Origin of the sequence: Paenibacillus sp. FSL F4-0125, assembly GCF_038008565.1 — a bacterium.
Lineage (GTDB): Bacteria > Bacillota > Bacilli > Paenibacillales > Paenibacillaceae > Paenibacillus_AQ.
In genome coordinates, this window is the sequence record NZ_JBBOZJ010000001.1 from 4,551,162 (window position 1) to 4,564,061 (window position 12,900).

Here is a 12,900-nt window from a genome sequence, read left to right on the forward strand (position 1 = left end):
GAGCTTAGAAAAATGCCTATCGGTTGCGGAAATCAAACTGACGTTCAAAGCAATAACGTATTATTTTCTGACGCTCATTATCCGTAATAGCCACAAATTTCAGCATGGCCAATTGACGCCCATTTTCAAGCTTTTTAATTCGAACCACTTCACCCTCAAAATCTACATGCTCAATACTACCGTTTCTATACGGCACTAGAACCCAGCAGGATAATTTCGCCCCCACATCGAGCTTCACCTGGTTATCCACCAAGAAAGAGGTTCCTCCGCCACCAATATCATCTGTACGAACAAGGAATCTTTTACCAAGGTTATCCTTCACAGCTAATTCAAGATCTGCATTCACTCGAAAAAAGCTCCGTCTCTGAATTTTGAAAATTGAATCCGCCTCTGGTTTTTGGATCCGTACCATACGAATTACATCTTCTTTAAACCCGAGAACATGAGTATTAAAGTAATTCTTAATGCCGCCCTCCGTTATAAAGTAAACCGAAAGCTCGTCCCCCATAAAAAGTCGTTTTAGACGACCGTTACTCTCCTGCATAGGGATTTCAATCAGAAACGCGTCGTTTTCTGTCTCTGCAATTCTCGATCTATATTCAACTTCTGCTTCAGCAGCGTCACTGGAAGCAACCTGTATGTATAGATATTCATTAATTTTAGGATACAAAGATGTCACCGCCAAATCAGTATAGTTAACAATGATTATAGCATGGGAATATCACCCAATGAGATAAATATTATTTGATTTTAAAAATAAAAAAGGGCTCATCCATATTATGGATAAGCCCTGTTCTTTCACTTTTGTTCAACTCCCGAAGAAGCTCTGATTTCTTCCACAGACTCTTCAATGCCATCATCCGCATTAAGATAAATACGATACTGAGTACCATTTACCTCTCCGCCAAATTCGTAAGTCAAGACTTCTACGGAGTCCTCATTTTTAATCCAAGCCATGCGATGATAGTTCTCCTTGAAATCCGAATTCAGGAATTTCTTTGCTTCCGCAAGGGAGAGCTTAGGCTTTGGAATCTTACGATTGTCCTTATGTTCATTGACATATTCGCTAGCCTCAAATCCAACCGTTGTCCCAGTATCAAGTCCTATGCGAATCGTCATTTTCTCAGGATAAATCAATACATCGTTCTGGCTGGTTACAAAGGTTAAATTCCCAATATTATCATAACGGTCAGCGTTCACCGCAGTCATATGAGGATATCCCTTTTTCTTAAGAAACTGCTCTGCCTTGGTAACCGCCTCTTCTAAAGATACCTTAGCTGGACCAATCTCACGGTTATCATAATAAGAGATCAGCAAACCACCATTTTTGGTGAAATCCATACTGATAATCTGCTTATTATTCGAACCGCTGACAGTAGCCGTATAGGAAGGCCAATCCGTATTTTTGCCGTTTTCTTTCACATCTACCTTAGCATTGGAGCCTGCATTTGCAAACTTAATGGCTTTACGTTTGATATCTTCAACTGAAACAGGGGTGCCCCCCAGCATTTTTACAGAACGTTTATCGTAAATGCTTGCAACTGAAGGACCCCAATCCAGTTCAGGGTAACCTTCGACACGTTTGTCCACCGACTTGAAGCCGTCAATAATCGAATTATCCTCTGCCTTTTTCTCTGTAGCCAGTGCTGTTTCGACATCCATCCAGCGCAGGCGGCTACCGATCACTTTATTCTGAACATCTTGCAAATCTTTAGAGATTTCTCCAGAACTCTTATACAATGCTTTTAAATTGCTCAATTCACCATCTGTCAAAGGCTTCTTAGCGAAATCACGAATCCCGGCTTTATAAGAAAAGTTAGAGATTTTGGACAGAAACTCCTCCGTTTTGCTAAATGGCAGTAATGTGAGCGGCAACTGATTAATTTCATTTTGTGCTTCACTGGTCATCCGCCACACATTAACAAGTCCTTTGCGGTGCATCCCGTTAGAAGCGGAGTTAACAGCTAGTGTGTTCCCGAGCTCTCCATGAAGACGTTCCACATGGTAAGACAAATCATGAAAGGCACGCTGATATTGGTTCTCCGCCTTAATTAGAATCGCATTCTTCTCCTGATTCTCCTGATAACCCCACACGAGCGCTCCAATTAACAGCAGCGCAGTCAGGGGGAACATTACAGAACTTAATCTTTTGTACATAGGGCTACAAGACTCCTTTCGATAGCTTATTGGCGTTAGTTTGACAATAAACTGGGAGTCTTATGCACCCGTCTGTAACACAATGTGACTAAAGTGTATGAACAGAGCTAATTCCTTCAAAATTTCAATCATAGCACTTAAGCTCTTTCTTCAATCTCAAAGCCACTGCTATTACTGCAAAGGCATTGCTTAAAGCCGGTCTGAATAACACCCTGCTCTTTTATCCCTCTTAATATGTAGGTCTCACCGCATCGTTTGCAAAGTATACGGACTTTTATACGCAAAAAAAGACACCTCTCTCCTCTCTGGAATTCCCCGCTAAGGAACAATCCTTTGAATATAAGTGTGTCCATCTCGATTATAGGTTAACCTCTTCTTCTCGTTTCAGAAAGCGGAAAGGGGATCGGCTATTAGCCCTATCCACTTTCCCCATTCCTCCGTACCATAGAATAGCCATCAGAGGAACAATAAACCATATCCAGTAGTTAGCTGTCGTACTCAAAATAAAGTCATAAATCCCATGCCACAGCCATGGCAACAAGATAGAGATCAACAGAATCCCTTTTGTTTTAGCCCCTTTTGAGAACTTGGCTCTCCCTAAGTGATAGCCCATGATCACACCAAACATAGCGTGTCCAGAAACCGGAAGTAGTGCTCTCAGAAACATGGAACCGATTGAAGCATTGCTATACCAAGCATACATTACATTTTCTATTGTTGCGAAGCCGAGCGAAATCGCTACGGCGTATAGTATCCCATCATATGGCTCGTCAAATTCGGTGTGATTGTAAATCATATGGTAAAGCACAAACCATTTTAGACATTCTTCCACGCCAGCGGATATAAGAAACGACTCCACATAAGGACCGCCATTCAGCCCCAGCATCAGCCCTCTCTGAATGATCATAACAGGAAATACAATCAGTAGGCCTAGCAGGAAAACCTTAATGACGATATGAAGCGGTTCTTGATCATACTTGTCTTTCAGATAAAAAAAGGTCAGCAGAGCAAGTCCCGGCGCTACTGCCGACGAAATAACCGATAACACGAGCACCGAATAACCTCCCTATATCCCTAGCGCCTAGTACTGCTGATTTACAGCAAGGCAGATAACAGCTTTAATTCAAGAATGACCGCCACACCATCAAGAACAAGACTAGGGCTAATCAGCCAAGCATAAACGCCTTTGGCGTCCTTATAAGGACGGTAAGCGTTTATGCGAGAAATATAAGGATAGAGTATAGTGTGAAACTTATACTTTCTTATATTTCAAAAAGATGCTCATCAGCCCTATCATCCTAATTAATCCTGACGCTTAAAATGAGTGCACAACAACTGGACTGCATTCTCCGACATTACTGTCTTCCCGTATTCGTCGAGAACAGCTTCTGTAACCGGTGAGGAATCTCCAAACTCAGCAAGTACGCCAACAAGACCTGACAACGCCGTTTCTTCAAATTCCTTTGGATCGAAGTACAGATACCATTTATTGTTATAAGAATACAGTTTCCCCTGGGAAGTAATATTACCGATGAGCACATGAGCCGCTTCTACAAGAACCTCGAAATCGCGGAATGCATATACAATGGAGTCGCTTTGTTCAAGAGTAACTTCCATTTCGTAAATCTCTTCTGGCAATTCTTCTTCCCCGGACGCACCGTACTGATGGTGATCATATTTTCCTCGGGTCACTATAACGACCATGCCTTGCGCGGGCAATGCGAAAACTTCTACGGCAAGCGGACCGGTAGCATCAAAACCTAGTTCACTATATGCTTGATCCATCATCTCCGTAAACAGGTCATGTACCTTGGGAACTTCCTGCCACATGTCTTCCTTCTGGATGCCCCGCTCGCTCAGGTCGTCAAAAGTGAGGAAAATCCGTATCTTATCTTGACTTAATCGCTCTATTCTCATGACAGGATCCTCCTTTTGCAAGCTCATTTATTATAATGTATGATGAGTCCCGAGTAATGAGCCAAAAATGGTTACTATGTATGTATGTTATCATTTTGCAGAGATAAATGCACGAAAATAAATATATAAAATCCTCTAAAACGTTGCCACTACTGAAGAGCTTATTATTCTACTTCATAAACCATTTTCAAGAGCTTGAATATAAAAAGAATCATCCTGAGGAATATTTCATCCTCAAAATGATTCTGAAGGAGACCTTTACGGTTACAATCCCGGTATGGCTGTATGCGTATCTTTTAGAATCTGCTCCACTTCGCTCTTCACTTCAGGATTGTTGCGAATGAAATCCTTTAGTAATTTGAGATTGGATTCTTTTGATTTTGCCGGCGATTCCGTTTTATGCTCAGAAGTTCCATTGTTCGAGCCATTACTTTGCGCATTACTTTGCGCATTATTGCTTGCATTACTGCTTGAAGCAGCAGTGTTACCAAATCCTGTCGTAGCCATACCAATTATTTTTTCTTTTGCTTTATCCGCGGCCCCGCTCATGGAACCACCTGATTGCCCCAGCGAAGACATTAAAGAATTCCGCTTTTTGGACATAATCATACTGGCTGCGGCGCCCATCAGCACCCCGCATAAAAATGACGAAGTATTCATATTCCCAGCCTCCTTGTATGGTAAAATCATGTTTAGTGTTCGCGTAAAGATTCCGGCTCATACAACCTAATCACAAGAAAGCGAGATGAAAAAAGTGGGTAAAATGACATCAGTGCTGCTATTAGCTACCTTGCTGCTGACTTCCTGTAGCAATAGCGGAGGAGATAGCAACAATACTAAGGAAACAACCACAACAAATAATCAGCCCACAGCGGCAGCTACACAGAGCGTAGAAACCGAGGCACCAACAGCGGAAGTTGCAGTCATCCCTACACCTCAAGCAACATTAGAAGGTGAAACTGCAGGAAGTAACACCAATACTGGGCCTGAAGCCTCTGCTGAAATTTCACTTCTGTACCATATGAACAAAAATTATGATATCGTCCCCAATGAAGAATCAACAAATAAAAAGGTCGTTTTGCTTACGTTCGACGACGGTCCCAAAGATGCGAATATGATTAATCCATTAATGGATATTCTAGACAAGCATCAAGCCAAAGCCATTTTCTTCGTGAACGGTTACCGTGTTAAAGCGCATCCCGAGCTTTTAGAGTTAATTCATAAACGCGGAGGAATTATTGGCAACCATAGCTGGGACCATATTATTCTCAAAGATAAGTCTTATGCAGAGGTTAAAAAGCAAATCGAAGATGTTCAGAGCATTGTTAAGGAGACTATCGGTGAAGCCCCTCACTTTTTCCGCCCTCCACATGGTGCTGGCGGTGATGTCGGCAAAAAGATTGCCGCTGAGAACGGGATGCTATATATGACCTGGTCCAACGGATCTTTAGACTGGGAGATGAAAGAGAAAGAAACTGAAAAAACGGATAAATTGATCAAAAATGTAACGGACCAGTTGCACTCCGGGAGTAATATTCTGATGCATGAACTCCCTTGGACAGTCGAAGCCTTGGATAAGTTGCTTACTACACTTGAAGGCAAAGGCTATAGCTTTGTAGATCCCCGCAGCATTGAGCTTAAGATGCGTTAATTCTGGAATAGAACAAAAAAAACAGGTAATCACCTTACGAAGAGGTGATTACCTGTTTTTTATCACTAACTACTCTTTCTCTTTTCGGAGGGTTAATACATGCATCTCAGCAGGACTCCCCCAGCGGATTGGCAAGTGAGAGGTTCCAAACCCTCTACTGATCAACAGCTTTGCTTCCCTTCCAGTTCCATCCTTTCTGGGCCATTGAAACATTCCCGCATCATATTTATGATAGAAATTTTCTACATGCCTGCGACCCAAAAAAGGAAGTATAACCTGTCCTCCATGCGTATGTCCTGCCAATATCAGATCAGCCGGCACACTTTTCTGTATGGAGAGCCAGAGCGGATCATGAACAAGAATGATCCGACAAGTAACATCTAAAGCATCAGGCATTGTAAGACGCGGAAATGGACGATATGAGGTCTTACCACCCTTTTTTGGAAAATCCACTCCCGTTAACCAAAGAGATGCTCCCTCACGTTCAATACGCACATTTTCATCCATTAACAGCCTTGCACCACTGCCATTAATAATCTGATCAACCCTTGAAATATCAGCTCGATAATCATGATTTCCATGCACTACATAAGTAGGAGCAATAGAGGTGACAAGCGTCATATTATCGGCCAGTCGATCTAGAGGACTATTTTTTTCCGTTAGATCACCGCCTAGTAAAACAACATCTACTTTTCCCTTTAACGGATTCAATAGCGCTGATGGAAGGCGTCTGCGGTGGATGTCGGTTATAAATAGGATCCGAAATCCATCAAACACATCAGGGAGAGACTTTAGAATTATTTCCTCGGTAATAATTCTGTTTCTAAAGGCGTTACTCACCATAATCACTGCAATAATTACCACGATCAGAAGCACAGATCCGACCAATCCCCATAACCAAACGGTCACCATAAAGTTCTCAAAGGCGGCGCCCCTTCGATTCCCCACCAGAGGAGCGCTACCAGCAATATAACAAAAATGAAGATCAGTGAGTTTACGAACATTTTGCTAAGTCGAACACGTTCTGAAGAATACGTATCCGAACGTGATGGAACAGTTTCTTCTTGCTCTTTGTTCCCACCGTTACTTCCTTTAGTAGAAGCTGCCGGACGGCGGCGCGCTTTCCTTGATAAAGTTGCCGTTGCTGTCCTCGAATGATTGCTCTTTTTAGGAGCGCCCTCCGATCGCGGATTCGCTTTTTTACTTTTGCCAGGTGTTTTGCCTTCGCCACCACGCTTTTTCTGACGAGACTTCAACCGGCTCAATTCCTCACTCATGATTCCCTCCTGTAGCGGATCACCAGACCAGAGAATAGGTCGATGAAGAAATGACATAGTATAGGTGCCCACAGGCTACCTGATTGAATGTATATATATCCAAGACCATAACTGCTTAAGAATACCCATCCGGTAGGTACAAAGTGGCGCAAATATCGAACATGAATAAGTGCGAATAGAATACTCGTCCAATAAGGACCTATGGAATGTTGAACCGCTCCTCTGAACAGAAGCTCCTCACATATCGATACCATTGCTGCAATTATAACAATATGCCATACAGGCCGATTTCGAAATAAAAGATCGTTTATTCCACCGTCATCCATACTTTCTTCAGGTACAATATGAGTCAATAAATAATCAACTACCAGCATTACAGCGGCCAGTCCAAGACCCCATGCCACAAAATGTACGCTTTCTGGAAAAATTAATAGTTGAAACGGATTTCTTTTCTGAAATAATATCCATATCAAACCGATAATTAATGTAAGCCCCTGAGTAATGTAGAGATTGAGGAGCAGAAGACGGTCTGTTAACTGGCCTGGTTCTACTTTTTTTATCTTAATCTCACCAAATTTGAATTTTTTCATCGTGACCTGCCTGTTCTTTAATTTTTTCGGGCAGCTCCGAAAGAGAAACCGTCCATAATGTTGCTATCAATACATAATACATAGGATAATTCCCCCAGAAAAAGGAGCACTAATTATGAGCCAACGTAACTCCCGTACTCAAATGTTATACACCCTATTTTTTTTGTTTTTCCTTATTTGCGCCTTCGCCGCATTTTTCACAGGCGTCAAGGTTGGCGCAGACAAGACGGAAGCTAAATATGAGCAACAAAAGAACAGCAATGGATATGGATTAGAAGAATTCACGGGCTCTTACCAACAGAAGGATCTTGTTACTTTCTATCATAACGTATTTTTGCCTTATCGGGAATTCAAGCAGAATTGGAACACACAAGTGGACAAGCTGGCACGCAGTACAGATGCCCGTATGAACGCAGCAGCTATCAAGAATCTTAGCCTTCTAGCAGATAAGCAATATGAAAGAGTTAACCAGGACTCTATTTTTTCCAACTCTCCATTATTGCATCAATCACAGCTAAACATTCTCAAAAGCTTAACTTTATTCTCCAAAGCTTCTGGTGAAATAAGTGCAAGTGCATCTGGTGCAGAGACGGCAAAATTGCTGAAAAATGATCCTTATACTGCCGGCGCGGTTAAATTCGGATTGCTCGCACAAAAGAACTTTTATGATTCTATGCTAAAGTGGGGCTCTAAGACAAACCAGAAAATCCCTTCTGATGCTGGTGAGCTAAAAACAATGTCCTTTATACAGTGGAAAAAAATGCCCCTTCTCCAAAAGAACGCATCTATTGCTGATATCATGTTGAACCGCGGAATTTTTGCAGCCTATGATCCTCAGGACATTACTGCAAAAATAGACGATTTGATTCATTCTGGTACTGCCAGTTCATTGAATCTTGCGGATGTCCAGTCCTCAGTTACCCTGCTTATTTCCACAGGTGCTATACAGACAGAGGATTTTATGAAGTGGCGGGAACAGTACTATAGCAAGGAGACGATTCCACAACTCCCGTTTTTTTATGAGTAGAGCCAGTCATTGAATCATAACGAAAAATGAAGTTCACTTCAAGAAAGCCTACTTTCAAAGCCTATTGACACATTTACATTACCGTGTTACATTATGAAAAAATTAATCAATCAAAAACGATGATGGAACAAAGATTCTGATAGTCTTCAGAGAGCCGGTGGTTGGTGCAAACCGGTGACGAACAGATGTCTTTAGCGCTCCTGAGATATTGTATCGAACCTTAAAGTAGGTACAATCGGATCAACTCCGTTACCAGTGTGGCCTTTGCAGGCCAATGAGGCTGCTTCTTCCAAGTTGCAGTGAATTAGGGTGGTACCACGAAGATAACTCTCGTCCCTTACTACGGCAGTAGTATGGGGGTCGGGAGTTTTTTTAGTTCCTAAACACCTAATTTATACTACCCTTTTGCCCAAAGTTACCGATTCCGCGGCACTTTTGCACACAATTTCTTTTATGCGACACCGCGTTGATCTACTATTATCGCATGTTTTTCTCTACTAGTTTGTGAAACTTCAGGTATTGTGGATTGCCAATAGGCATCCTCGACATATAAAGCTTTTCAACTTTAAGGGGGATAAGAAACCATGTTTAAAGTATTAGTATCGGATCCAATCAGTGATTTGGGAATTCAGCAATTGATGGACGCAGAAGATGTAGTTGTTGACAAAAAAACAGGCCTCAGCGAAGACGAACTCATTGCAATTATCGGTGAATACGATGGCTTACTTGTCCGCAGTCAAACTACCGTAACAGACAAAATCATCGAAGCAGGAAAAAATCTAAAAGTAATTGGTCGTGCAGGTGTTGGTGTAGATAATATCAAACTGGATGCTGCAACAAAGCGTGGTATTGTTGTAATCAATGCTCCGGATGGAAATACAATTACGACTTGTGAGCATGCTTTCGCAATGATGATGGCTCTGGCCCGTCACATTCCACAAGCTTATGCAAAAACAATTAGTGGAACCTGGGATAGAAAAACCTTCGTAGGTGTAGAACTTCGCGGAAAAACCTTGGGTGTACTCGGAATGGGCAGAATCGGCAGCGAAGTGGCTAAACGTGCCAAAGCTTTTGGTATGGAAATTCTTGCTTTTGATCCTTTCCTAACCGCTGAACGTGCTGAAAAGATGGAAGTTAAATTAGCTTCCGTAGACGATGTTGTACGCGGAGCAGACTTCATTACTGTGCACACTCCACTAACTCCGGAAACACGCCATATGATTTCTCGCCCACAATTCGAAGTGATGAAAAAAGGAATGCGTATCATCAACTGTGCCCGTGGTGGTGTTATTGATGAAATGGCGTTAGTAGAGGCAATTGATAGCGGTATTGTCGCAGGCGCTGCATTTGATGTATTCGAAAAAGAGCCGCCTCAAGCAGATCACCCCTTCTTGTCGCATCCAAAAATCATCGTGACTCCTCACTTGGGCGCTTCTACAATTGAGGCTCAGGAAAATGTGGCGATCGATGTTTCGGAGCAAGTATTGCATATTCTGCGTAATGAACCGTTCATTAACGCTGTCAATATTCCTCCGGTGGCTCCAAGTGTAATGAACAAGCTTCAACCTTACTTCACGCTTGGAGAAAAATTGGGCAGCTTTGTTACCCAAATCGCAGCTGCTGCTATCCGTGAGATCCATGTTGAATACGCTGGGGATCTTTCAGATGTAGATACCCAACCCTTAACCCGTTACATCGTAAAAGGTGTGCTCTCCCGTCACTTTGCAGAGGACGTTAATATCGTAAACTCGATGCATTTGGCGAAAACACGCGACGTGAACGTAGTAATAACTAAAGCTTCCAAAACTAAGGGCTTTACCAATCTAATTACCGTTACTCTAAAAGCTGATCATGACCAAGAATATCTTGTTGCCGGCACCTTGTTGCAAGGTTATGGAGAACGGATTGTTCAAGTAAATAAGTTCCCGGTTGATATTGCTCCTGAAGGTCATCAAATCTTCGTATCTCATAACGACAAAGTAGGAATTATCGGACTCGTGGGTACATTGCTTGGTGAGAACGATGTTAATATCGCATCCATGCAAGTGGGACGTAAAATTATTGGGGGCGCTGCAATCATGTTGCTGACCGTTGACAAAGCTGTTCCTAAGGATGTCCTAGTGAAACTTGCTGGTTTACCAGAGATTAACACTGCTGAAGAAATCATCCTACTTTAATCTATAACATAAAAAAGGTCATTCCAGCATGTACTGGAGTGGCCTTTTTTTGATTTAACGAACCTTTTTCTTCCTATATTATAAATGCAGGGATGGTCCTTCCATCGGTATCAGTAAATCCATACTTTTCAGCTAGCTTTCCAACCAGCTGCGGCTCACCGGACATGGACATTACTTCCGGATCAGCGGCCAGCGCTGCCACAGCTCGACCAATATATGTCGTCGATTCACTCATTTTCAGCTCCTCGACCTCTTGCCAATGCTCCTCATCTGTGTTCATGGCTTCTAAAACTGCTTCTGTTCTCATCCATCCGGGTGAAAGTGGAATAACTGCAATACTGTCATCCTTTAACTCCTTCGATAGTCCGAAGGCCATACGTAAAAGTGAATTTTTAGAAAGATCATAATAAAAGTTGCCCAAATATTTATAATGATCCCAAAAGGTTGTATGAATAATTAGACCGCCAGTATTTCCCTTCCGCATGAGGGGAATTGCGTAATAATTCGTGATCAACTGTGCTCTCACCCCTGCATTAAACATATTCTCCCAATGCGCTGTAGATAGCTCCCAAAAAGGTTTCTGCTCGATAGCTAGATCATTGCCTCCCCATACGTTATTCACTAAAATATCGAGCCGCCCCTGCTCTTCAGCGATCTGACGGATCACTGCTTCTGTTTCCTGATCCTTCGTATGGTCACATCGTATTACCGCACCAGTTCCTCCACTCTCTTTTATCTCTCTAAGTACGCTATTTATGCTCCCCTTAATTGGTTCAGTGGCAGATACATCTATGGTTCTCCCTGTAATATAGACAAAAGCGCCTCTTCTTGCTAATTCTAAAGCGATCCCTCTACCAGCGCCTCTGCTGCTCCCCGTAACCAGTGCCACTTTTCCTTTCAATGTCATTTTCCTCAACCCTTTCAGTATGTTTTCAATTTCAGTATTCTGTGATCATTCCCTACGTTTTATAAGTATAGCCTTAATATATGACATCCACTGACATATATAATATAATCAAAATTTAGAATGGATGAATGGAGCACGTCCAATATTTAATTCGAGGAGGAGTAAATAATTAATGCGAGCCGACCGTTTGTTATCTATTTTGCTTCTATTGCAAAAACGTGGAAAAATGACTTCTCGCGAGCTGGCCCAAACACTCGAAGTGTCAGAACGAACGGTGTTTAGAGATATGGAAGCATTGAGTGCTTCAGGCATCCCGATTGTAGCTGAACGAGGGCGTGAAGGAGGTTGGATGCTTACAGAAGGGTACCGGACCTCCTTAACAGGTATGAAGCCACAAGAGATTGGTTCACTGCTTCTGTCCACTGACTCATCTATTATGAAAGATCTGGGGATACAGGACGACTTCTCTTCCGCTGTTCTCAAACTGGAGGCTGCTTCCTCTCATCGAACTAGTAACCCAGCAAATTATCTTAGCCAGCGGATCCATATTGACGGTGCCAGTTGGCATCCTTCGGATGAGACTTATCCGTTCCTTTCTGTACTTCAGAGAGCTCTTTGGGAAGACCGTAAAGTAAAAATCACTTATCTCCGGAACGACGAGACAAAAGTCCGGATGATTGAACCTCTTGGGTTAGTTGCAAAACGAGGAGTTTGGTATGTCGTAGCCAATATAGGAGATGAACTGCGAACCTTTCGTGTGTCCAGATTGGTAAACGTAGAAGAGACCAATGAGCGGTTTAACAGGCCTGAAGAATTTGATTTAAAACATTATTGGGAAGAGTCCACTACAGCCTTCAAAGCAGCACTGCCAAAATATCCGGTAAAATTAAGGGTTAGAACATCTGTCTTAAAAGAATTGCAACGTGAAAGATTCGTTTCTATCCATATAATAGAGCCTTCTAGCAATGCAGAGTGGGTGAACGTAGATGCCGAATTTAATACGATTGAGTCGGCCTGCCGGATAATCCTTTCTTTTAGTCCCTCGGTTATTGTATTTTCACCGCAAGAACTTTTAGAGATGGTAAAGTCTGCTATCGCAAAAATTTCCGCTATTTATGAGGATTTTTGACACGAAATCTAAAGAACTACTCCGAAAAGAAGATTTATGTCAGTTCTTACTATAGACCAATCGCCTTT

13 protein-coding genes and 1 other annotated feature are annotated in these 12,900 nt (G+C 42.3%); of the genes, 4 read left to right on the top strand and 9 right to left on the bottom strand.

The window, feature by feature from the left end; all coding sequences use genetic code 11:
- Positions 1 to 16 precede the first annotated feature (16 nt).
- The 5 genes from NST74_RS20295 to NST74_RS20315 form a co-directional block, all read right to left on the bottom strand.
- On the bottom strand, positions 17 to 670 hold the full coding sequence (locus NST74_RS20295; RefSeq protein WP_341114099.1) for a flagellar brake protein: 654 nt from the start codon (positions 668 to 670) through the stop codon (positions 17 to 19).
- Between the two features lie 128 nt (positions 671 to 798).
- Positions 799 to 2,157 carry a germination protein YpeB gene (gene ypeB, locus NST74_RS20300; RefSeq protein ID WP_341114100.1) on the bottom strand — a complete coding sequence of 453 codons (1,359 nt, stop codon included), beginning with the start codon at positions 2,155 to 2,157 and terminating at the stop codon, positions 799 to 801.
- Positions 2,158 to 2,515: 358 nt separating this feature from the next.
- Positions 2,516 to 3,211, bottom strand: a complete 696-nt coding sequence (gene prsW, locus NST74_RS20305; RefSeq protein WP_060622689.1) for a glutamic-type intramembrane protease PrsW — start codon at positions 3,209 to 3,211, stop codon at positions 2,516 to 2,518.
- Between the two features lie 248 nt (positions 3,212 to 3,459).
- Positions 3,460 to 4,074 carry a genetic competence negative regulator gene (locus tag NST74_RS20310; protein WP_042129604.1) on the bottom strand — a complete coding sequence of 205 codons (615 nt, stop codon included), beginning with the start codon at positions 4,072 to 4,074 and terminating at the stop codon, positions 3,460 to 3,462.
- Positions 4,075 to 4,338: 264 nt separating this feature from the next.
- Positions 4,339 to 4,734, bottom strand: a complete 396-nt coding sequence (locus NST74_RS20315; protein WP_341114102.1) for a hypothetical protein — start codon at positions 4,732 to 4,734, stop codon at positions 4,339 to 4,341.
- Positions 4,735 to 4,819: 85 nt separating this feature from the next.
- On the opposite strand from NST74_RS20315, the gene NST74_RS20320 reads away from it, so the two are divergent.
- On the top strand, positions 4,820 to 5,725 hold the full coding sequence (locus tag NST74_RS20320; RefSeq protein WP_341114104.1) for a polysaccharide deacetylase family protein: 906 nt from the start codon (positions 4,820 to 4,822) through the stop codon (positions 5,723 to 5,725).
- A gap of 69 nt (positions 5,726 to 5,794) precedes the next feature.
- Here the strand turns inward: NST74_RS20320 and NST74_RS20325 are convergent, their stop codons facing one another.
- The 3 genes from NST74_RS20325 to NST74_RS20335 are packed head-to-tail and all read right to left on the bottom strand — an operon-like array spanning position 5,795 to position 7,592.
- Positions 5,795 to 6,637 (bottom strand): metallophosphoesterase, encoded by an 843-nt coding sequence (locus NST74_RS20325; RefSeq protein WP_341114107.1) that lies wholly within the window; start codon positions 6,635 to 6,637, stop codon positions 5,795 to 5,797.
- Positions 6,631 to 7,002: a hypothetical protein gene (locus tag NST74_RS20330; RefSeq protein WP_341114108.1), complete on the bottom strand. Its 372-nt coding sequence runs from the start codon at positions 7,000 to 7,002 to the stop codon at positions 6,631 to 6,633. Before NST74_RS20330 ends, NST74_RS20325 begins: the two co-directional genes overlap by 7 nt.
- A complete protein-coding gene (locus NST74_RS20335) occupies positions 6,999 to 7,592 on the bottom strand; it encodes a CPBP family intramembrane glutamic endopeptidase (protein WP_341114109.1) in 594 nt (197 codons plus the stop codon). Before NST74_RS20335 ends, NST74_RS20330 begins: the two co-directional genes overlap by 4 nt.
- A 115-nt stretch (positions 7,593 to 7,707) precedes the next feature.
- Here NST74_RS20335 and NST74_RS20340 point away from each other — a divergent pair, with 115 nt between their 5' ends.
- Together NST74_RS20340 and serA are read left to right on the top strand one after the other, a co-directional pair.
- Entirely contained in the window at positions 7,708 to 8,619 is a 912-nt protein-coding gene (locus NST74_RS20340; protein WP_341114111.1) for a hypothetical protein, read from the top strand.
- 110 nt (positions 8,620 to 8,729) lie between these two features.
- Positions 8,730 to 8,960 (top strand) — a binding site (T-box leader).
- A 243-nt stretch (positions 8,961 to 9,203) separates the two neighbouring features.
- Positions 9,204 to 10,796, top strand: coding sequence for a phosphoglycerate dehydrogenase (serA, locus tag NST74_RS20345; RefSeq protein WP_341114112.1), 1,593 nt, complete (start codon positions 9,204 to 9,206; stop codon positions 10,794 to 10,796).
- A gap of 73 nt (positions 10,797 to 10,869) precedes the next feature.
- Here serA and NST74_RS20350 read toward each other — a convergent pair whose 3' ends face one another.
- On the bottom strand, positions 10,870 to 11,703 hold the full coding sequence (locus NST74_RS20350) for an SDR family NAD(P)-dependent oxidoreductase (RefSeq protein ID WP_341114114.1): 834 nt from the start codon (positions 11,701 to 11,703) through the stop codon (positions 10,870 to 10,872).
- Positions 11,704 to 11,875: 172 nt separating this feature from the next.
- Between NST74_RS20350 and NST74_RS20355 the strand changes: the two genes are divergently transcribed.
- Positions 11,876 to 12,832: a helix-turn-helix transcriptional regulator gene (locus NST74_RS20355; protein WP_341114116.1), complete on the top strand. Its 957-nt coding sequence runs from the start codon at positions 11,876 to 11,878 to the stop codon at positions 12,830 to 12,832.
- Positions 12,833 to 12,900 lie beyond the last annotated feature (68 nt).